The organism is Tessaracoccus sp. O5.2 (assembly GCF_964266725.1).
Taxonomy (GTDB): Bacteria; Actinomycetota; Actinomycetes; order Propionibacteriales; family Propionibacteriaceae; genus Arachnia; species Arachnia lapidicapta.
The window spans coordinates 95,942-115,885 of sequence record NZ_CAXWGV010000003.1 but is presented as its reverse complement, the minus strand read 5'-3'; the positions used below and the strand labels follow the sequence as shown (position 1 = coordinate 115,885).

General features: G+C 70.7%; 15 protein-coding genes and 1 tRNA gene. 7 read left to right on the top strand and 9 right to left on the bottom strand.

Annotation, left to right across the window (positions count from 1 at the left end):
- Positions 1-226: helix-turn-helix domain-containing protein (locus ACFQPD_RS02445; RefSeq protein ID WP_385898089.1), on the bottom strand; the 226-nt coding region annotated here is incomplete at its 3' end.
- A 120-nt stretch (positions 227-346) separates the two neighbouring features.
- Complete coding sequence (locus ACFQPD_RS02440) at positions 347-1,528, bottom strand: MFS transporter (protein WP_385898087.1); 1,182 nt, start codon at positions 1,526-1,528, stop codon at positions 347-349.
- A 184-nt stretch (positions 1,529-1,712) separates the two neighbouring features.
- Between ACFQPD_RS02440 and ACFQPD_RS02435 the strand changes: the two genes are divergently transcribed.
- Positions 1,713-1,800, top strand: a tRNA-Ser gene (locus ACFQPD_RS02435).
- A 66-nt stretch (positions 1,801-1,866) separates the two neighbouring features.
- On the opposite strand, the gene ACFQPD_RS02430 is transcribed toward ACFQPD_RS02435, so the two are convergent.
- Positions 1,867-2,403 (bottom strand): LytR C-terminal domain-containing protein, encoded by a 537-nt coding sequence (locus tag ACFQPD_RS02430; RefSeq protein ID WP_385898086.1) that lies wholly within the window; start codon positions 2,401-2,403, stop codon positions 1,867-1,869.
- Between the two features lie 28 nt (positions 2,404-2,431).
- Positions 2,432-2,725: a type II toxin-antitoxin system VapB family antitoxin gene (locus ACFQPD_RS02425; RefSeq protein WP_068751692.1), complete on the bottom strand. Its 294-nt coding sequence runs from the start codon at positions 2,723-2,725 to the stop codon at positions 2,432-2,434.
- 39 nt (positions 2,726-2,764) lie between these two features.
- On the opposite strand from ACFQPD_RS02425, the gene ACFQPD_RS02420 reads away from it, so the two are divergent.
- Complete coding sequence (locus ACFQPD_RS02420) at positions 2,765-4,378, top strand: helicase HerA-like domain-containing protein (protein WP_385898084.1); 1,614 nt, start codon at positions 2,765-2,767, stop codon at positions 4,376-4,378.
- Positions 4,379-4,381: 3 nt separating this feature from the next.
- On the opposite strand, the gene ngcE is transcribed toward ACFQPD_RS02420, so the two are convergent.
- Positions 4,382-5,761: an N-acetylglucosamine/diacetylchitobiose ABC transporter substrate-binding protein gene (gene ngcE / locus ACFQPD_RS02415; RefSeq protein WP_385898081.1), complete on the bottom strand. Its 1,380-nt coding sequence runs from the start codon at positions 5,759-5,761 to the stop codon at positions 4,382-4,384.
- A 42-nt stretch (positions 5,762-5,803) separates the two neighbouring features.
- Entirely contained in the window at positions 5,804-7,078 is a 1,275-nt protein-coding gene (locus ACFQPD_RS02410) for an aspartate kinase (RefSeq protein ID WP_068751689.1), read from the bottom strand.
- An 89-nt stretch (positions 7,079-7,167) separates the two neighbouring features.
- Here ACFQPD_RS02410 and ACFQPD_RS02405 point away from each other — a divergent pair, with 89 nt between their 5' ends.
- The gene (locus ACFQPD_RS02405; RefSeq protein ID WP_385898079.1) at positions 7,168-7,806 is read left to right on the top strand and encodes a YceH family protein; all 639 of its coding nucleotides are present in this window, start codon (positions 7,168-7,170) and stop codon (positions 7,804-7,806) included.
- A gap of 50 nt (positions 7,807-7,856) precedes the next feature.
- Positions 7,857-8,852 carry a Gfo/Idh/MocA family protein gene (locus tag ACFQPD_RS02400; protein WP_068751687.1) on the top strand — a complete coding sequence of 332 codons (996 nt, stop codon included), beginning with the start codon at positions 7,857-7,859 and terminating at the stop codon, positions 8,850-8,852.
- A gap of 21 nt (positions 8,853-8,873) precedes the next feature.
- Here ACFQPD_RS02400 and ileS read toward each other — a convergent pair whose 3' ends face one another.
- A complete protein-coding gene (gene ileS, locus ACFQPD_RS02395) occupies positions 8,874-12,023 on the bottom strand; it encodes an isoleucine--tRNA ligase (RefSeq protein ID WP_385898076.1) in 3,150 nt (1,049 codons plus the stop codon).
- Between the two features lie 234 nt (positions 12,024-12,257).
- On the opposite strand from ileS, the gene ACFQPD_RS02390 reads away from it, so the two are divergent.
- Together ACFQPD_RS02390 and ACFQPD_RS02385 are read left to right on the top strand one after the other, a co-directional pair.
- Positions 12,258-13,898, top strand: a complete 1,641-nt coding sequence (locus tag ACFQPD_RS02390; RefSeq protein ID WP_385898073.1) for an aminotransferase class I/II-fold pyridoxal phosphate-dependent enzyme — start codon at positions 12,258-12,260, stop codon at positions 13,896-13,898.
- A 581-nt stretch (positions 13,899-14,479) separates the two neighbouring features.
- Positions 14,480-15,928 (top strand): DUF222 domain-containing protein, encoded by a 1,449-nt coding sequence (locus tag ACFQPD_RS02385; RefSeq protein WP_385898070.1) that lies wholly within the window; start codon positions 14,480-14,482, stop codon positions 15,926-15,928.
- Between the two features lie 740 nt (positions 15,929-16,668).
- Here ACFQPD_RS02385 and dcd read toward each other — a convergent pair.
- The gene (dcd, locus tag ACFQPD_RS02380) at positions 16,669-17,244 is read right to left on the bottom strand and encodes a dCTP deaminase (RefSeq protein ID WP_385898068.1); all 576 of its coding nucleotides are present in this window, start codon (positions 17,242-17,244) and stop codon (positions 16,669-16,671) included.
- A 123-nt stretch (positions 17,245-17,367) separates the two neighbouring features.
- On the opposite strand from dcd, the gene ACFQPD_RS02375 reads away from it, so the two are divergent.
- On the top strand, positions 17,368-19,242 hold the full coding sequence (locus ACFQPD_RS02375) for an ABC transporter ATP-binding protein (protein ID WP_385898066.1): 1,875 nt from the start codon (positions 17,368-17,370) through the stop codon (positions 19,240-19,242).
- 5 nt (positions 19,243-19,247) lie between these two features.
- Here ACFQPD_RS02375 and deoC read toward each other — a convergent pair whose 3' ends face one another.
- The gene (gene deoC / locus ACFQPD_RS02370) at positions 19,248-19,943 is read right to left on the bottom strand and encodes a deoxyribose-phosphate aldolase (RefSeq protein WP_385898064.1); all 696 of its coding nucleotides are present in this window, start codon (positions 19,941-19,943) and stop codon (positions 19,248-19,250) included.
- Position 19,944: the final 1 nt, after the last annotated feature.

Below are 19,944 nucleotides of genomic sequence, written 5' to 3'. Positions count from 1 at the left end.
GCGAGTCGAACCCGTCGGTGTTGAAGTTGTGGATCACATCACGGACCCGGTCGGCGCTGGTGAACGTGACCGCCGCGATCTGCGGAGCTTCCATGCCCTGGGCCGAGAGCAGCACGATCTGCGCTCGTCGCCAGGTGACAACCGACCCTGAGTCGCGCCGTACTATGCGCAACAGCCGGTTGCCCTCGTCGTTGGTGATTTCCCGGACCCGAACACGTTCGGCCATCACGACACTCCTGAGGGGAAGAACAGGAACTGACCTCCACACGATCCCGCGTCCCCGCAACCCAGCAGCGGACCCTGCCCGGTGTGTCAGCCAACAGGGCAAAGGTTGATGGCCGCGGTACTAGCCCTCCCGGACGGCCACGATGCCGCCGCGGAGGTCTGGCTGGGCGTCGCGGAACACCAGCGCCACGAGTGCGGCCGACCCGGCGATGGCCACCGCGACGAGGATGCCCGCGTGGCCGCCCCCGGCGTCGATGGCGATGCCGGCCAGCGCTGAGCCGACGGAGGCGCCGAGGAGCTGACCGGTGCCGATCCATCCGTAGGCCTCGGCCGTGTCCGAGAACGGGACGCTGCCGGCGATGACCGACGACACTGCCGCCAGCGCCGGCGCGATCCCGAACCCCGCGAGGAAGAGGGCCAGCGCGAGGCCCCAAAATCCGCTGAGGATCGCCGCGAGGCTGAACCCCGCGACGACGACCAGCATGCGCAGGGCCAGGGACCAGCGGCTGATCGGCCGGTTCCCCGCCGCCAGGCCACCCATCAGGGATCCGACGGCCGACAGCGCCAACACGCCGCCGGCTTGCACGGAGCCGTCTCCGAACGAGGCGACGATGGCCGCCTCCATCGCCGCGAAGGCCCCGATCATCAGCAGCGACGTCACCGTCATGAGGAGAACCGACGGGTTGGCCAGCACGCGGCCGAACCTCCGCGTCGTGGGCGGGATGCGCAGCTCCCGCACCCGGCGAGCGAGGATGAACAGCAGCCCGCCGACGATCTGGATGCCGATGACCACCAGGAGCGCGGGCCCGGACCCGAGCGTGCCCACCAGCAGGGTGATCGCCACGGGGCCGATGATCCAGATGATCTCCTGCAGGGCGGCGTCGAGGCTGAACAGGCCCGTCAGCAGGTGCTGGGGCGCCAGCTGCGGATACAGCGTGCGGACGGCGGGGATCACCGGCGGCATCGCGGCCCCGCCGAGGCCGGCGAGCGCCATCGCGCCGGCCAGGGGGAGAGGGAGCAGCGCGAGGAGGGCGAAGGCCGTCACCGAGATGAGGAGTGTCGCGGTCAGGACCCGGAAGGTGCCCAGCCGGCTGAGCAGCCGCGACACGACGGGGCCGGCCACCGCCATACCGATCGAGAACGCCGCGAGGACGAGGCCGGCGGCCGTGTAGCTGCCCTGCGTGGCCCGGACGTGCATGAGGATGCCGAGCGAGTACATCCCCGCCGGGAAGCGGGCGGCCAGCTGGGCGACGAGGATGTGGGCCAGCCCCGGAGCCCGCATCAGCGTCGCGATGTCACGCACCTGCCCACCTTAGTGGGTTGAGCCTGCGCCTGGTTTCGACAGGAGTTGGATCGTTCAACCCAAGCGATCTCGGCGTCGGGACATGGATCAGGCTCAACGCTGGGGGCGGGCGCCGGGAGGGCGCGGCTGCGCGAGCCGGCCGCCAATTGGTCAAACCCCGGGGTCCGCCGGTACAGTATCCGGCGGTGATGTGTCTGAGCGGCCGAAAGAGCCCGCCTCGAAAGCGGGTGTGGGGCAACCCACCGGGGGTTCAAATCCCTCCATCACCGCCACGGTCCTGAGGGACCAGTTGAGGGCCCCCGATCCACCAGGTTCGGGGGCCCTCAACGTGTGCAGACTCAGGAGCTGGGCGACGGCGACGGCGACGGCTCCGGGGCGCTCGCCGACGGCGTCGGGACCCGGCACAGCTGGCCGTCCGTGGAGCTCACCTGGGCGAACGGGGCCTCCGAGAAGCCGGCGAAGTCCGTGCCGACGAGGATGTCGACGACGCCGTCGACCCGATCGTCGTACTGGATGACCGGCTCGACGAAGTAGGAGGCAGCCAGCCGGATCTGCGGGGTCTCACGCCGGTTCGCGCGGATCACGGTGCCGGTGACGCGTTCCTCGGTGTTCGTGACGCGGGCGACGTCGAAGCCCGCCTCCGTGAGCTGGTTCCCGACGCGGTTGGCCAGCCCGCTGGTGAAGCCGCCGTTGTAGATGCGCACGGTCACGTCGCGGACGGTCACGATCTCCGCCGGCTCCATCACGCACGGCGTCGGCGACGGCGACGGCAGCGGCTCGGTCAGCGCCTTCCACCCCCACGTCGCACCCCAGACGAGCAGGCCCAGCAGGCTGAGCAGCAGGACCGGGGTGGCGATGAGCCGGAAGATGCGCACGGGTGTTCTTTCCTCTGATCGGGGACTGTTACGTCAGCTCCAGCACGCGGGCGTGCATCGTCTGCCTCTGTTGGAGCGCGGCGCGCAGGGCGCGGTGGAGGCCGTCCTCCAGGTACAGCTCGCCGCGGTAGGACACGACATGCGCGAACAGATCCCCGTAGAACGTGGAGTCCTCCTCCAGGAGCGCCTCCAGGTCCAGGGTCCGCTTGGTGGTGACCAGCTCGTCCAGCCGGACCTGATGAGGGGCGATCGCGATCCACTGCTTCTGGGTGTAGCCGTGGTCCGGGTACGGGCGGGAGTCGCCTACTCGCTTGAAGATCACGGCCCCACCCTAGCGGCTGGGCTGTGCCAGAGTAGGACGGTGAGCAACGAGGCCCTGATCGAGACCATCACCACCGGCTACGCGTTCGAAGCCCCGTCGGTCACGCTGGGCGTGCTGCACGACGAGGAGCCGGTGGTGGACGCCCGCATCCGGATTCCCCTGTCGATGTTCAACCGGCACGGCCTCGTCGCGGGCGCCACCGGCACCGGCAAGACCGTCACCCTCCAGGTTCTGGCGGAGGCGCTCAGCGCCGCCGGCGTCCCCGTGTTCGCCGCCGACATCAAGGGCGACCTCAGCGGCATGGCCACCCCGGCGGAGCCGTCGGAGAAGCTCCTGGCCCGGGTCGCCAAGCAGGGCCAGGACTGGCAGCCGAGGGCGTACCCCTGCGAGTTCTTCTCGCTGGGCGGCGAAGGGGTCGGCGTGCCGATCCGCGCGACGGTGTCGTCGTTCGGTCCCATCCTGCTGTCGAAGATCCTCGACCTGAACAAGGTCCAGGAGTCGTCGCTGGGCCTGGTGTTCCACTACGCGGACAAGGCGGGTCTGGCGCTGCTGGATCTCAAGGATCTCGTCGAGCTGCTGAAGTACCTGACGTCGGACGAGGGCAAGCTGGAGCTCAAGGGGATCGGCGGCGTCTCGACGGCGACCGCGGGCGTCATCCTGCGGTCCCTGGTCACGCTCGCCGACCAGGGCGGGGACGCCTTCTTCGGCGAGCCGGAGTTCGATCCGGCGGACCTGCTCCGCGTCGCGCCGGACGGCCGCGGCGTCGTGTCCCTGCTCGAACTGCCCCAGCTGGCGAGCAAGCCGGCGCTGTTCTCGACGTTCCTGATGTGGCTCCTCGCCGACCTCTTCTCGTCCCTGCCGGAGGTGGGCGACCTCGACCGGCCGAAGCTCGTGTTCTTCTTCGACGAGGCCCACCTGCTCTTCAACGATGCCTCCGACGCGTTCCTCGACGCCATCACGCAGACGGTGCGTCTCATCCGGTCCAAGGGGGTCGGCATCTTCTTCGTCACCCAGACCCCGAAGGACGTCCCCGACGACGTGTTGGCGCAGCTCGGATCGCGGGTGCAGCATCAGCTGCGCGCCCACACCCCCAACGACGCCAAGGCGCTGCGGGCCACCGTGTCGACCTACCCGACGTCCGACTACGACCTCGAGGAGGTCCTGCAGCAGCTCGGGATCGGGGAGGCCGTCGTCACCGTCATGAGCGAGCGGGGCGCGCCCACGCCAGTGGCCTGGACGCGCATCTTCGCACCTGAGTCGCGGATGGGTCCGACCGACCCCGACCACCTGAAGGCCGGCGTCGCGCAGTCCGCGCTGATGGCGCGGTACGGCACGCCGCTTGACCGGCAGTCGGCCTACGAAGTGCTGACCCGCCAGCTGGCCGAGGGAGCCGCGGCCGCTGAGGCCGAGGCCCGGGCCGAGGAGGAGCGGCGCCGCCGGGAAGAGGCGGAGAAGGAGATGGCTGCGGCCGAGAAGGAGTTGGCGCGGCGCGAACGCGAGGCCCGCGCGGAGGAGGCCGCACGCCGCCGCTACGAGCGGGAGAATCCGGGGTTGATCCAGCAGGTCACCAAGTCCGCGGTCTTCCGCGACCTCGTCCGCACGGCCGGACGCGAGATCGTCCGGGGGATCTTCGGCACCGGCCGGCGGCGCTGACCCTCACTCGACGGCGTAGCGCTCCACCGCTGGGTCGTTGCGAACCCGGTTCGCGAGGGTCTGCAACCGTGCCGCGAGCACGGAGGCCGTGATCTGGCCGGACAGGAAGTCCGCCCAGGCGACATTCGATTCGCCGCTCAGCCCGTAGTGGGCGACGAACCGCCACGAGAAGACGTTGGCGCCGGCGTCCGCCAGCAGCCGGGCCTGCGACGTGAGCGCCGTGTCCGTCACGTCCGCCGGGACGCTCTCGCGCACGATCGTCGGCACCAGATGCTCGCGGGAGAACTCGGTGGCCGCCTCCCGCGTCAGCATGGTGCGCAGGAGCTCGAACGCGCCCGCGACGTTGGATGCGCGCCGCGGCACGAGGAACTGCTCCGTCGGGGTCGCGTGGACGGCGGCGTGCGGCAGGACGGGCGCCGCGGTCAGGGTCGGGACCGGCGCCACGCTCAACTCGTAGTCGGCGGGGATCTGCTCGGACATCTCCGTTGGGAGCCAGGATCCGGCCGGATACAGCAGGGCGGCGCGGTCCTTCAGCCAGGACGCCTGGGCCGCCAGGTAGTCCCCGCGGTGGACCACGAAGCCCGCCGCGACGATCGCCTCGAGCTGCTCGAGGACCCCGGTGACGGCCGGATGGGACCAGGCCCCCTCGGCCAGCGAATCGAGGGCGATTCGTACCTCGTGACCGCCCTCCTTGACCGCTGACGCGATGGCCAGCTCCTGGTAGTAGTCGGCGGCCTCGTCGCCCCACGCGAACAGGAACCGGCCCTGCTCCTTCGCGGCCGCGCCGAGCTCGAACATGCGGTCCCAGGTGCGCGGCACCTCCCACCCCGCGGCGGCGAAGTCCGCGGCCGAGTGCCAGAGCCCGAACACGCTGAGGGCGTAGTTGAGGGCGATGAGCCGGTCGTTGAACGTGCCGGTGGCGAGCACGTCGTGGTGCAGGGTGTCCCGCAGCACCCCGCCGTCCAGGGAGGCCGAGTCCATGAGGTCGTCCAGCTCGGCGAACTGGTCGGCCAGCTTCGCCACCGGGAGCAGGCGGGCGCCGGAGTTGTCGACCAGATCGGGCGGGGTGCCGCCCTCGGCCAGGCGGGGTTCCACGACGGCGATGATGTCCTGGACCGGGCGGACACGCACCCGGACGCCCGGATGGTTCGCGCTCATGGTGGCCGCCGCGGCCTCCACGTAGCCGACGCCGAACGCGCCGTCGAAGACGACGGCCTCCACCCGCGAGGGGGTGACGAGCCCGAAGGGCAGGCCACTCGGCGACGGCGTCGGGCTGGCCGGCGACGATGGCCCCGGGGACGGGGTGCCCGTGCAGGCGGCCAGCGGCCCCACAGCGGCGACGGCGAACGCTGTGAGCAGCTGACGGCGGCTAGGACGTGGCATGGGCACCTTCCGAAGAACAGCCCAACTTTATGCCATGACGGGTCAGCGGCCGGTCCCGGCGTAAACCTTCGCCGTCTCCTCCGCGTCGAGGCCGAATGCGGTGTGGGCGGCGCGCACGGCGCGGTCGACGTCGTCGGCGCCGACGATGACCGAGATGCGGATCTCCGAGGTCGAGATCATCTGCAGGTTCACCTCGGCACCGGCGAGTGCCTCGAAGAACGTCGCGGAGACGCCCGGGTGGGACCGCATCCCGACGCCGACGACGGACACCTTGCCGATCTGGTCGTCGTAGAGGACCTCGTCGTAGCCGACCTCGTCCTTGATGGCCTCCAGCGCCTCGATGGCGCGGGAGCCATCGGTCATCGGGAGGGTGAACGAGATGTCGGTCTTGACATCGGAGAGCCGCGACACGTTCTGCACGATCATGTCGATGTTGATCTCGTGCTCCGCGATCGCCTTGAAGATGCGGGCGGCCTCGCCGATCTTGTCCGGGACACCCGCGATGGTGATCTTGGCCTCGCCGCGGTCGTGCGCGACTCCGGTGATGATGGCTTCTTCCATGGATTCGTCCTTGTCGATCTCGTCCTGGCTCTTGACCCAGGTTCCCGGCCGGTCGGTGAAGGAGGAGCGCACGTGTACCGGCACGCCCTCGCGGCGCGCGTACTCGACGCAGCGCAGGTGCAGGATCTTGGCCCCGGAGGCGGCCATCTCCATCATGTCCTCGTAGCCGATCTGGTCGATGTGCCGAGCCGAGGGCACGATGCGCGGATCGGCGGTGTAGACGCCGTCGACGTCGGAGTAGATCTCGCAGTAGTCGGCGTCGAGGGCCGCGGCGAGCGCGACGGCGGTGGTGTCGGAGGCGCCCCGGCCGAGGGTCGTGATGTCCTTGGTGGTCTGCGCGACGCCCTGGAACCCCGCGACGATCGCGACGTTGCCCTCCTCGAGCGCCCTGATGACCCGCCCAGGGGTGATGTCGATGATGCGTGCGTTGCCGTGCGTCGGCGTGGTGATGACGCCGGCCTGGGAGCCGGTGTAGGAGACGGCGTCGACGCCGAGGTCCGACAGCGCCATGGCCAGGAGTGCCGCCGACTGGCGCTCGCCGGTGGTGAGGAGCATGTCCAGCTCGCGGGACTTCGGGCGCGGTGACACCTGGAGCGCCAGGTCCATGAGCTCGTCGGTCGTGTCGCCCATGGCCGAGATGACGATGATGACGTCGTGCCCTTCGGCCCGCGTGCGGGCGATGCGGCGCGCCACACGCTTGATCGACTCGGCGTCGGCCACCGACGACCCGCCGAACTTCTGGACAATGCGACCCATGCGAACCTCCTCTGGACCGTCACAGGATAGTTGTCGCGGGCCGCGACGGGGAACCTCGTCCGTGGACCCCGCGGAGTAGGGTCGACGGTGTGACGCTGCCGAGACTCACCGCCGACGAACAGCGCGTGCTCGGGTGCCTCCTCGAGAAGGAGGTCACCGTGCCGGACACCTACCCGCTGACGCTCAACGCCCTGCGCTCCGCCTGCAACCAGAAAAGCAACCGGGACCCCATCGTCGACTTCGACGAGCGGACGGTGCAGGACGCGGTGCGTGCCCTCAAGGACGGGGGTCTGGCGCGCGTGACCTGGGCCGACTACGGGCGGCGGACGCTCAAGTACCTGCAGACCGCGACGCACCTCCTCGGCCTGGCCGACGACGAGCGGGCGCTCATCACAGTCCTCCTGCTGCGCGGCCCGCAGTCGCCAGGCGAGCTGAGGGCGCGCACCGACCGGCTGTACACCTTCGCGGATCGCGAGGCAGTCGAGGCCTGTCTGGAGCGGATGGCCGCGCGCGACGAGCCGCTCGTGCTCCGGCTGGAGCGGCGCCCCGGCCAGCAGGACCACCGGTGGATCCACCTGCTGGGTGACCCGCCGCCCGACGCGGCGCCGGCGGCGGAGGACCGGGAGGCGATCCTGGCGGGCGGGCCGGCCGAGCGTGACGCCGCGGTCGTCGCGGGCTACGACGCGTCTGCCGCGGCCGACACCAGCGGCATCGACGCCCGCCGCTGAGGACCGCCGGTTCCGGCGCCGGAGGGCGGTCACACCACTAGCCTGGGGCCATGACTACCGTTCGCTGGGGCATCGTGGGGACAGGCGCCATCGCGCACGGCGTCGCCGGGGACTTCCAGTTCGTGCCGGGGGCCGAACTGACGGCGGTGGCGTCGCGGACGTGGGCGAAGGCACGTGACTTCGCGGCCGAGCACCAGGTGCCCAAGGCGTTCGGCTCGTACCGGGAGCTCCTGGATTCCCCCGACATCGACGTCGTCTACATCGCCACCCCGCACCCGCAGCACCGCGACGTGGCGCTCGCGGCCATCGAGCGTGGCAAGGCGGTGCTCGTCGAGAAGGCGTTCACCGCCACCCTCGCGGGGGCGCGCCAGGTGGTCGACGCGGCCCGCGCCAAGGGAGTCTTCGCCATGGAGGCGATGTGGACCAGGTTCCTGCCGGTCATCGCCGCCGCACGCGAAGTGGTCGCCTGGGGGCGCATCGGTGACGTGGTCGGGGTGCAGGGCGACTTGTACGCCTTCCGCGAGTACCAGCCCGACCATCGGCTGTTCTCCCGGGAGCTGGGGGGTGGGGCCATCCTGGACCTCGGCGTGTACCCCATCAACGTGGCGCAGGCCTTCCTCGGCGAGGTGAAGGAGATCGACTGCCGCGCCCGGCTCTACCCCTCGGGGGTGGAGCGCGCCGCGACCGTCAACCTGGTGCACGCCGGCGAGGGGTTGTCGTCGCTGACGTTCGGCTTCGACGGCTACGGGCCCGGCCGGCTGATCGTCGTCGGGACGAAGGGCTGGATCGAGATCGAGCCGCGCTTCCACCACCCGTCCATGATCACCGTCCATCGCAACGGGGTGCTACCGCGGATCATCGAGGCGATGCCGACGGGGCGCGGCTACAGCCACGAGTTCGCGGAGGTGACTCAGCGGATCCGCGAGGGCGCCACCGAATCCCCCACCATGCCGCTCAGCGACACGCTCGAGGTGATGCGGGTCCTGGAGAAGTGCCTGCGCCAGTCCGGCGTGACGCACCAGGAGGCCGCCGTCGACCTGGGGTGACAGCAGCCTCCTGGCGTGTGACTAGGCCTTACGCAGCGCGAGCTTGATGCCGAGGTCGGCGTCCTCGTCCGTGGGTGCCTCGACGGGGCCAACGGCCAACTCGACGGCCAGCACTTCGTCGGCGATCTGCGCCCGGTGGGCCTCGACGGCGGCAGCGAGCTCCTCGTCGGCCTCGATCAGCACGGTGATGCGGTCCGAGACGTCCAGCCCCGCCCGCTTCCGGGACTCCTGGATGAACCGGATCGCCTCGCGCGCGAGCCCGGAGCGGATCAGCTCCGGCGTCAGCTCGAGGTCCAGCGCGACCGTCTCGCCCTGCTCGTTGACCACCGACCAGCCCTCGCGCGGCCGCTCCGTGATGAGCACGTCGTCGGCGGTGAGCTCGATCTCCTCGCCGTCGACGACCACCCGGGCCGTCCCCGTGCCGCGCAGCGACGCGGCCAGGTACGCGGCGTCGGCGTCGGCCACCGCCTGGGCGATTACCGGCGTGCGCTTCGCGAACCGCTTCCCGAGGTTGCGGAAGTTGCCCTTCGCGGAGTAGTCGACCAGATCACCGTGCGAGGCGAACGACTCGACGGCGGCGAGGTTGAGCTCAGCCATGATCTCCTCACGCAGCTCGGGCGTGAGGCGCTCGACGACGCTGGACGCCACGAGCATCCGGCGCAGCGGCTGGCGGATCTTCACCTTGGACTCCGCCCGGGCCGCCCGGCCCAGCTCCACGGTGCGCCGTGTCAGGCGCATGGCCTCGGTGAGGTCGACGTCGATGAGCGACTCGTCGGCCACCGGCCATTCCGCGAGATGCACGGAGTCCACGCCGTCGGGGTCGGCGGCGTAGAACAGGTCCTGCCACACGCGCTCGGTGACGAACGGCATGATCGGCGCCAGGAGGCGGGTGAGGACGTGCAGGGTCTCGTGCAGCGTCCAGAGGGCACCGGGGTCGCCGGCCCAGAAGCGGCGGCGGGAGCGACGCACGTGCCAGTTCGACAGGTCGTCGATGAACTGGCTCAGCACCGCGCCGTAGTGCTGCGTGTCGAACGTGTCGAGGGCCCGGGTGGTGTCCACGATCAGCTGCTGCGTGGCCGACGTCAGCCAGCGGTCGAGCACGTGGCGCTCCGCCACGGGCGGCGCCTCGCCGGCGGGCGTCCAGTCCGACGCCCGCGCGTACAGCGTGTGGAACGCGACGGTGTTCCAGTAGGTCAGCAGCACCTTGCGGACCGTCTCGCCGATCGCCTGATGGCCGACGCGTCGCGCCATCCACGGCGACCCGGAGCAGGCCATGAACCAGCGCACCGCGTCCGCGCCGTGCTGGTCCATGAGCGGGATCGGCTCCAGCACGTTGCCGAGGTGCTTGCTCATCTTGCGCCCGTCGTCGGCGAGGATGTGGCCCAGGCAGACGACGTTGCGGTACGAGCTCTGGTCGAACACCAGGGTGCCGACGGCCATGAGTGAGTAGAACCAGCCGCGGGTCTGGTCGATGGCCTCGCAGATGAAGTCGGCCGGGTACCGCTCGGCGAACACCTCCTCGGAGCCGGGCACATGCGGGTAGCCCCACTGCGCGAAGGGCATGGCGCCGGAATCGAACCAGGCGTCGATGACCTCGGGCACGCGGCGCGACTCCTTGCCGCAGGTCGGGCATGGGAAGACGATGTCGTCGACGAACGGACGGTGCGGATCCAGGTCGCTCTGGTCCGCGCCGGTGAGTTCGCTGAGTTCGGCGCGGGAGCCGACGCAGACCTGGTGGTCGTCCTCACAGCGCCAGATCGGCAGCGGCGTCCCCCAGTAGCGGGTCCGCGACAGCGCCCAGTCGATGTTGTTGTTCAGCCAGTCGCCGTACCGGCCGTGCTTGATGGTGTCCGGGTACCAGGTGGTGGCCTCATTCTCCGCGAGCAGCTCATCCTTGATGTGCGTGGTGCGGATGTACCACGACGGCATGGCGTAGTAGAGCAGGGGGGTGTGGCAGCGCCAGCAGTGCGGGTAGCTGTGCGTGTAGTCGAGGACGCGGAACATGAGGCCCCGCGCCTTGAGGTCGGCGACGATGGCGGTGTCGGCGTCCTTGAAGAACAGACCGCCCACCAGGTCGAGGTCCTCGTCGAACGTGCCGTCGCGGCGGACGGGGTTGACGAAGGGCAGGCCGTAGGAGCGGCACACGTGCATGTCGTCCTCGCCGAAGGCGGGCGCCTGGTGGACCAGGCCGGAGCCGTCCTCGGTGGTGACGTACTCGGCGAGCACCACGAAGTGGGCCGGGGCCGGGAACTCCACGAGTTCGAGGGGCCGCTGGTAGGTCCAGCGCTCGAGGTCGCGGCCGAGGAAGGTGTCGGTGAGGGTCCACTCGTCGCCCAGCACCTTGTCGGCCAGCGGCTCGGCGACGACCAGCGCCTTCTGCTGCGGGTGCGTGGCGACGCGGTAGGTCACGTCCGGGTGCACCGCGACCGCGGTGTTGGAGACCAGCGTCCAGGGCGTCGTCGTCCACACCAACAGGTCCACCTCGCCGGCGAGCGGGCCGGAGGTGAGCGGGAAGCGGACGTAGATCGACGGGTCGGTGATGTCCTCGTAGCCCTGCGCGAGCTCGTGGTCCGACAGCGCGGTGCCACACCGCGGGCAGTACGGCGCCACGCGGTAGTCCTCCTCCAGGAGGCCCTTGCCGTGGATCTGCTTGAGTGCCCACCACAGCGACTCGACGTATTGCGGTGTCATCGTCACGTAGGCGTCGTCGATGTTGACCCAGTAGCCCATGCGCTCCGTGAGCTCGCTGAACGCGTCGACGTGCCGCAGCACGGACTCGCGGCACTTCGCGTTGAACGCCTCGACGCCGAATGCCTCGATGTCCGCCTTGCCGGAGAAACCGAGCTCCTTCTCGACGGCCAACTCGACCGGGAGGCCGTGGCAGTCCCAGCCGGCCTTCCGCTCAACGCGGTGGCCCCGCATCGTCTTGTAGCGGGGGAACAGGTCCTTGAAAACACGCGCCTCGATGTGGTGCGTGCCCGGCATGCCGTTCGCGGTGGGCGGGCCCTCGTAGAAGGTCCACGGCTCGCCGTCGGCCGTGCGTTCCAGGGAGCGGGCGAAGGTGTCGCGCTCCTCCCACAGGCTCAGGATCTCGTGCTCGAGGGTCGGGAAGTCAACCTGGGCGGGCACGGCGCGGTAGCCGGGGGACTGGCTGGCAGCCTGGTCGGTCATCGGGTGGTCCTTCATCGAATCGTCGCTGAGGTGAAGGGACGAGCCGAAGCCCGCGGTACCACCCTTCTTGGGCGCCGGGGCGCCCCACTTGTTCATCCGCCGCGGCCGGGTCTAGTGAGCGGGTCACCCCGCCGTTCTTCCGGCAGCTCCGAGGTGATGGCCTCATCAATGCCGTGCGACGCGGTCCATTATGCCGTCGACGTCAAGTCGGGGTCGGTTCGCTAGGTTGGGGCCATGGCCATCTTCGACGTCCCCCTCGGCGATCTGCGGCGGCGCGGCACCATCAAGTGGCGCCGCTGGGAGCCGGACGTGTTGCCGCTGTTCGTCGCGGAGATGGACGCGCACCTGGCGCCCCCTATCCGCGAGGCCCTGGAGCGGGCGCTGGCCGACGGCGACACCGGATACCCGGAGCTCCCCGCCTACCAGGAGGCCTTCGCCGCGTACGCCGACTGGCAGTGGGGCTGGCGGGTCGGTGTCGCGGACCAGAAGCTGGCCACCGACGTCGTCACGGGCATGCGGGAGGCCGTCCTGGGGCTGTCGAAGCCGGGCGACGGCGTCGTCATCAACTCCCCGGTCTATCCCCCCTTCCGGCACGTCGTCACCACCACGGGGCGCCGCATCGTCGACGTGCCCCTGGTGGATGACCGGCTCGACCTGCCTGGCCTCGAGGAGGCCTTCGCCAGCGAGCGGCCGGCGGTGTACCTGCTGTGTTCGCCGCACAACCCGAACGGCGCGATCCACACCGCCGAGGAACTTGCCGCGGTCGCGCGCCTCGCAGAGCGGCACGGGGTCGTGGTGGTTTCGGATGAGATCCACGCCCCCCTGGCAGGGGCGGCGCACGTTCCGTACCTGACGGTGCCGGGGGCGGGCAACGCGCTCGTCGTCACGTCGGCGTCGAAGTCCTGGAACCTCGCGGCCCTCAAGGCGGGCCTCGTGATCGGCGACGCGGCCCTGCTCGAGCGCCTCAACCCGATGATGCCCGACGGCGCCAGCTACTTCGGGGTGCTGGCCCACGCGACGGCCTTGAACGAGGCCCGCGACTGGGTTGCGGAAGCATCGGCCGAGGTCGCCGGCAACAAGGAGTTCTTCGCCGCCGAGCTGGCCCGACTCATCCCCGAGCTGCACTACGAGCCGTCCCAGGGCACCTACCTGGCGTGGCTGGACTGCGGCGCCCTCGGGCTCGACGAGCCGGGCCGGCACTTCCATCAGGTCGGCCGGGTTCGGTTCAACCTGGGCCGCGAGTTCTCCCCGGCGACGCCGGGGTTCGTGCGGGTGAATCTGGCGACGTCGCGGGAGATCATCGCCGAGGCGGTCGAACGGATGGCCGCGTCCCTGCAGGAGGTGCGGGCGGCGGAGCGGCCGGCCGCCGTGCACGTCCCGGCGGGGGAGGACTCGGATGCGGAGCCGACGCGGGTCGTCGAGCAGGGACCGCCGACAGCGCCCCTGCCTGTCGTCCCCGCCGAACCGGTGACCGCTCCGATGCGGGCGGTCGAGGATCCGGGTCCTGCGACGGCACGGATGGCGCCGCCCGCTTTGGCGGGCCTGCACACCAACAGTGGGGAGTTCGTCAACGTCGTCACTGCTGTGGTGGTCGGGCGGGAACCGCGCGCGACGGCGGGGTACGAGCGTGCCCATGTCCTGCGGGTGTCGAGCCCCCACCTCGACATCTCCCGCAACCACGTGGCCGTCGAGGTTCACAAGGGCGACGTGATCGTGCGGGACCTGCATTCCGTCAACGGCACCGTGGTGGTGCCCCCGAACGGCTCGCCGTTCACCCTCCGCGATGGGGCGTCGGTGCAGGTGGAGGTGGGCACGATCCTGGATATCGGCGAGGGCGTGTCGTTGCGGATCGAGCCGCCGCGTGAGACCCCCTGACCGGTGAGTGCCTCCGACCGGCTCTCCCGGGTCGCGCCCCGCGTTCGCTGAGGCCGCGCTTGCCCGTTCGCTGAGGTCGCACGTGCCCGTCCGCTGAGGTCGCGCCTTGCCGTTCGCTGAGGTCGCGCCCGACGGCGGAGCCGTCCGGGCGAGTCTCGAAGCCGACGCCCTCCCCGTTTGCTGAGGTCGCGCCCGACGGCGGAGCCGTCCGGGCGAGTCTCGAAGCCGACGCCCTCCCCGTTTGCTGAGGTCGCGCCCGACGGCGGAGCCGTCCGGGCGAGTCTCGAAGCCGATGCCGTAGGCGTCGATCCCCCGAGCGCAGCACGGATGGCAGCCAAACTCGGGCGCGGGGGCGGTCTAGGGCGTTGAGGGTGGAGTTCGACGGCGTGTCGTGCTGGTGGCGGCGGCCCGTTCGCTGAGGTCGCGCCCACCCGTTCGCTGAGGTCGCGACCACCCGTTCGCTGAGGTCGCGCCCGACGGCGGAGCCGTCCGGGCGAGTCTCGAAGCCGACGCCGTAGGCGTCGATCCCGGACCACGCCGGCGATACGAAATTGTCAGTGGTCTCCGTCAGAATAGTGCACATGAGTGATTCGAGGCGGGAGCAGATGCAGCGATCCATCGCTGCATTGTGGGATGCCGCCTTGTCACTCACCACCGACGACACCCCTGCGGACCGTCTCTCCGGCCTCGTCGCGGCGGTCACGGAAGCCGAGGCGCAACTCGCCGGGTTACGCCTCCACCTGCTCCATGAGGCAAAGCTCGCAGCGGCGGAGGCCGTGATCGACGGGATGCGGCAGTCGGTGCGCACCACCCCCGCCCAAGCCACCGCCAGTCTCCGGCTCGCGCAGGACCTGTATGACAGGTTCCCGCTGATCGGAGCCGCCTTGAACGACGGCTCGATTTCGTTGGCGCAGGCCGACGCCATCGTCTCCGGCCTGCGCAAACTCCCCGGCCGGCTCACCCGGGCGGAGCTCACCCGCTGCGAGCAGGAGATCCTGCACCACGTCGACACCCTCGGCCCGTCCGAACTGCGAGTGTTAGCGTCTCGCCTGGTCGAGATCATCTACCCCGACGCATCGGATGCCGACGATGCGAAGCGTCTCGCCCGCGAGGAAGCCGCAGCGCATCGGGCCAGGTTCCTGCGCCTCGCCCCGGACTACCACGGCTCGATGCGAATCACCGGCCAACTCCCGGTCTCCGACGCAGCCCTCCTCAGCGCGCAGTTGGATGCGTTGATGCCCGACGCCTCCACCTACACCGCCACCGGTGAGGCCGCGTCCCGGGACGCCAGGCGTGCGGACGCGCTGGTCCTGCTCACCCAGAAAGCCGCCAACACCGGAACGCTGCCCGCGCATGGTGGGGACCGGCCGCAGGTACACGTCACCCTCGACCTCGACACCCTCACCACCGGCCTCGGTCGGGTTGGCCTGATCGGTCTCGACGACGTCGACGGCCTGTCTGCCGGCGAGGTGCGTAGGTTGGCGTGCGACGCGGGGATCATTCCCGTCGTGCTCGGCGGGCCATCCCGGCTGCTGGATGTCGGCCGCACCTACCGCATGTTCACTCCCGGCCTGCGTGCAGCGCTGGTGCAGCGCGACGGGGGTTGCGCGTTCCCTGGCTGCACCGCCACCTCGGCGTGCTGCGAGGCGCATCACATCGTCCCGTGGTGGCAGGGCGGCGAGACCCGGCTAGGAAACGGGGTACTCCTCTGCCCGCACCATCACCGCCTGGTGGAGCCCGATCCGTTGCAGTCCGAGGCCTCGCAGTGGCGTGTCGATCTGGATCCGGTGACCGGGCTGCCGTGGTTCACCCCGCCCCGGCATATCGATCCCGCCAGACGCCCGCGGCAACACCGCCGCTTCCGACTCCAACAGATCCGCGCCGGGGCACGACCCTGCCCAGAAGACGACCCGCCAGACACCGGCCCACCGGAAGTCGACCCGCCCGAGACGGAGTTGTCCGACGCCGACCGGCCCGACCTTGACGACCTCATCCGCCGCTCCGCCGCCATCTGGGGCGACGGCACCTGACCTGCGCCGAGGGGGATCGACGCCTGCGGCGTCGGCTTCGAGACTCGCCCGGACGGCTCCGCCGTCGGGCGCGACCTCAGCGTCACTGGGGATTCCCGCGAGGGGGTGGGACGGTGGGGCGGCTGCGCGCAGGGATGCCCAACCCGACGATCACCCAACTGGCGTCCCGCCCAGACAGACCCGACCCAGGGCCGCCCCACCGGCACGCCTCCGGACCCGGCCACGCCACCGCCGAAACATGTGTGGGGAGACGGGAACCGACGCTCGGGCGGCCTCGATCTACCCGGCCCCAACTCCTCGGTCAGCTGAACGGGGCACCCGGCCACAAGGGCCGCCCGAGCGACGGGTCACGGCTCCCCACACCAGCAGCGGACGGGGTTGGGAGATCGACGCCTACGGCGTCGGCTTCGAGACTCGCCCAGGTGCTACGCACCGGGCGCGACCTCAGCGAACGGGAAGGCGTCGGCTTCGAGACTCGCCCGGGTGCTCCGCACCGGGCGCGACCTCAGCGAGCGGGAAGGCGTCGGCTTCGAGACTCGCCCGGGTGCTCCGCACCGGGCGCGACCTCAGCGAGCGGGAAGGCGTCGGCTTCGAGACTCGCCCGGGTGCTCCGCACCGGGCGCGACCTCAGCGAACGAGGCAGTCGCGACCTCAGCGAACGGGCGGCACGACCTCAGCGAGCGAGGCCGCGTGACCTCGGGGGGCGGGCAGGCGCGACCGCAGCGGCGACCCCGACGTTGTCAGACCTGCGTGCGGTGGAAGTTCAGATGCGACCGCGACGGAGTCGGGCCCCGCTGCCCTTGGTACCGCGACCCGTACTGCGCCGACCCGTACGGATGCTCCGCCGGAGAACTCAGCCGGAAGAAGCACAGCTGGCCGATCTTCATCCCCGGCCAGAGCTTCACCGGCAGCGTGGCCATGTTCGACAACTCGAGGGTCACGTGGCCGGAGAAACCAGGGTCGATGAAGCCCGCCGTCGAGTGCGTGAGCAGCCCGAGCCGGCCCAGCGACGATTTGCCCTCGAGGCGTGCTGCGACCGACGACCCCAGCGTCACGCGCTCGAACGTCGACCCCAGCACGAACTCCCCGGGATGCAGCACGAACGGTTCGTCCGCGGGCGTCTCGATGAGGCGCGTGAGGTCCGGCTGCTCGACCGACGGGTCGATCGACGGATACCGGTGGTTCTCGAACACCCGGAAGAACTTGTCGAGCCGCACGTCCACGCTCGACGGCTGCACCATGGCCGGATCCCATGGATCGAGAAGGATCCCCCCGGTGTGCACTTCGCCCAGGATGTCGCGGTCGCTCAGCAGCATGGGGTGAGCCTAATGCCCCGCGGTGGCTCCGTCCCCCTCGGCCCATGGGGGCGCGGCTACGCTGGGGGAGCCGTCGGCGGAGGCCGCGGCGACCAGCCCGTCGGCGGGCGGCGAGGAGTGCGGATGAGCGTCGGGCACGGCGGGGGCGGCATGGGTGGCGGCCGCATGCTCGGGCGCCTCGCGGCAGACCCGGAGCTCAAGCAGCACAAGCTCGACCGCGGCACCGCGCGCCGGGTGATCGCCTATGGGGCCCCCTTCAAAGGACTCATCGTCGTCTTCCTGGTCACGGTGATCGTCAGCAGCGCGCTGTCCGTCGCCCCGCTGCTGCTGTTCCAGAGGATCATCGACGACGGCGTGCTCGCCGGCGACGTCGATGTCATCGTCTGGCTCTCGGTCGCCGTCGCCGCCATGGCACTGGGGTCCGCCCTGCTGCAGATCGTGGAGCGCTGGTGCTCGGCGCGCATCGGCGAGGGGCTCATCTACTCGATGCGCACGCAGATCTTCGACCACATGCTGCGGATGCCGATCGCGTTCTTCAGCCGTTCGCACACCGGGAAGTTGGTTTCGCGGTTGCAGTCGGACGTCAACGGCGCCCAGCAGGCGTTCACCTCGACGCTGTCCACGGTCGTCAGCAACTCCATCACGCTGGTGCTGGTGTTGGGCTCGATGCTGGCGCTGTCCTGGCCGCTGACCCTGGCGGCGCTGGTGCTGCTGCCGATCTTCATGGTCCCGGCGCGGATGGTGGGGACGCGGCTCGCGGACCTGTCGCGGCTCCGGATGACCCAGAACGCGGAGATGTCGGCGACCATGACCGAGCGGTTCACCGTCTCGGGAGCCCTGCTGGTGAAGCTCTTCGGCGATCTTGACACCGAGCACGCCACGTTCGCCCGCCAGTCGAAGGACGTCGCGGACTCGGGCGTCAAGATCGCGATGATCTCGCGTGTCTTCATGACCGCCATGGCGCTCGTGGGGGCGCTCGCGACCGCCCTGTTCTACGGCTTCGGCGGCGTGGCGGCGGTGGCCGGCGACCTCACCGTGGGGACCCTCACGGCCCTCGTCGCGCTGCTGGCGCGGCTCTACGGCCCGCTGATGCAGCTGTCGAACCTGCGGGTGGACATCATGAGCGCTCTGGTGAGCTTCGAACGCGTCTTCGAGGTCCTGGACCTGGAGCCGCTCATCGTCGACGCCCCGGACGCCCGGCCGGTCTCGGGCCCGCCGTCGGTGGCCTTCCGCGACGTCTGGTTCACCTATCCCGACGCCGCGACCGTGTCGCTGGAGTCGCTCGAGCCGACGGCGGCCGCGGGGGAGTCGGCCAACACGCCGGTGCTGCGGGGGATCTCCTTCCAGGCCGAGCCGGGTCAGACGGTTGCCCTGGTGGGACCGTCCGGAGCGGGGAAGACCACCATCACGCACCTGCTCGCCCGGCTGTACGACGTCGACTCCGGCGTCGTCGAGATCGCCGGCGCGGACGTGCGCCGGCTGACGCTGGCGTCGCTGCAGGACGAGATCGGCTACGTCACCCAGGACGCCCACCTCTTCCACGACACCATCGAGGCCAATCTGCGCTACGCGAAGCCCACCGCGACCGTCGAGGAGCTGTGGGGCGCGCTGGACGCCGCCCAGATCGCCGGGCTGGTGCGGCGGTTGCCCGACGGGCTCGGCACCGTCGTCGGCGAACGCGGCTACCGGCTCAGCGGCGGGGAGCGGCAGCGGTTCGCGATCGCGCGTCTGCTGCTCAAGGCGCCCCCGATCCTCGTCCTCGACGAGGCGACCGCGCACCTGGACTCCGAGTCCGAGACGCTGGTCCAGCGGGCCCTCGACACCGCCCGGGCCGGGCGCACCGCCATCGTCATCGCGCACCGGCTCTCGACGGTGCGGCACGCCGACCAGATCCTCGTCGTCGAGGCGGGGCGTGTCGTCGAGCGGGGGACGCACGCGCAGCTCCTGGACGCCGGCGGCGCCTACACGACGTTGTACGCCACCCAGTTCAGCGACTGAGCCCTCTAGTAGGCCGAGCCCATCCCGACCTGGCCGCCCGGCTCGTCGCCGTCAGCGCCGTCGAGGACCGCGCGAGTACCGGAGAGGCCCAGCCGCGTCGCACCCGCCTCGACCATCGCATTGGCGGTGGCGTAGTCGCGGATCCCGCCGCTGGCCTTGACGCCGAGGCGGCCGCCCACCGTCGCCGCCATCAACTCCACGGCGTGCACCGACGCCCCGCCGGCCGGGTGGAACCCGGTGGAGGTCTTCACGTAGTCCGCTCCCGCGGCCTCGGCGGCCCTGCAGGCAGCGACGATCTCCTCATCGGTCAGCGCCGCGGACTCGATGATGACCTTGAGCAGGCCGGTCGTCGCTTCGCGCACGGCCCGGATCTCCGCCTCGACGGCGTCCGGCCGGCCCTCCTTGAGCAGGCCGATGTTGATCACCATGTCGATCTCGTCGGCACCCAGCCGCGACGACTCGGCAGCCTCCGCCGCCTTCGCCGAGGAGGTGTGATTGCCCGACGGGAATCCGCACACGGTGGCGACCTTCACGTCGCCCAGCTCGTCGGTGATCGGTAGCATCGACGGCGACACGCACACGGAGAACGCCCCCAGCTCGCGCGCCTCGGCGACGAGCGCGGATACCTGCGCGCGGGTGGCGTCGGTCTTCAGCAGCGTGTGGTCGACCATCTGGGCGAGTGCCGAGCGCGTGATCTCCATG

Excerpts from the sequence above, each read along its gene's own strand:
- ACFQPD_RS02390 (WP_385898073.1), top strand. The coding sequence starts at position 12,258 with ATGGCCATCTTCGACGTCCCCCTCGGCGATCTGCGGCGGCGCGGCACC.
- ACFQPD_RS02375 (WP_385898066.1), top strand. The coding sequence starts at position 17,368 with ATGAGCGTCGGGCACGGCGGGGGCGGCATGGGTGGCGGCCGCATGCTC.
- ACFQPD_RS02385 (WP_385898070.1), top strand. The coding sequence starts at position 14,480 with ATGAGTGATTCGAGGCGGGAGCAGATGCAGCGATCCATCGCTGCATTG.
- dcd (WP_385898068.1), bottom strand. The coding sequence starts at position 17,244 with ATGCTGCTGAGCGACCGCGACATCCTGGGCGAAGTGCACACCGGGGGG.
- ngcE (WP_385898081.1), bottom strand. The coding sequence starts at position 5,761 with ATGCCACGTCCTAGCCGCCGTCAGCTGCTCACAGCGTTCGCCGTCGCC.
- ACFQPD_RS02400 (WP_068751687.1), top strand. The coding sequence starts at position 7,857 with ATGACTACCGTTCGCTGGGGCATCGTGGGGACAGGCGCCATCGCGCAC.
- ACFQPD_RS02410 (WP_068751689.1), bottom strand. The coding sequence starts at position 7,078 with ATGGGTCGCATTGTCCAGAAGTTCGGCGGGTCGTCGGTGGCCGACGCC.
- deoC (WP_385898064.1), bottom strand. The coding sequence starts at position 19,943 with ATGGAGATCACGCGCTCGGCACTCGCCCAGATGGTCGACCACACGCTG.
- ileS (WP_385898076.1), bottom strand. The coding sequence starts at position 12,023 with ATGACCGACCAGGCTGCCAGCCAGTCCCCCGGCTACCGCGCCGTGCCC.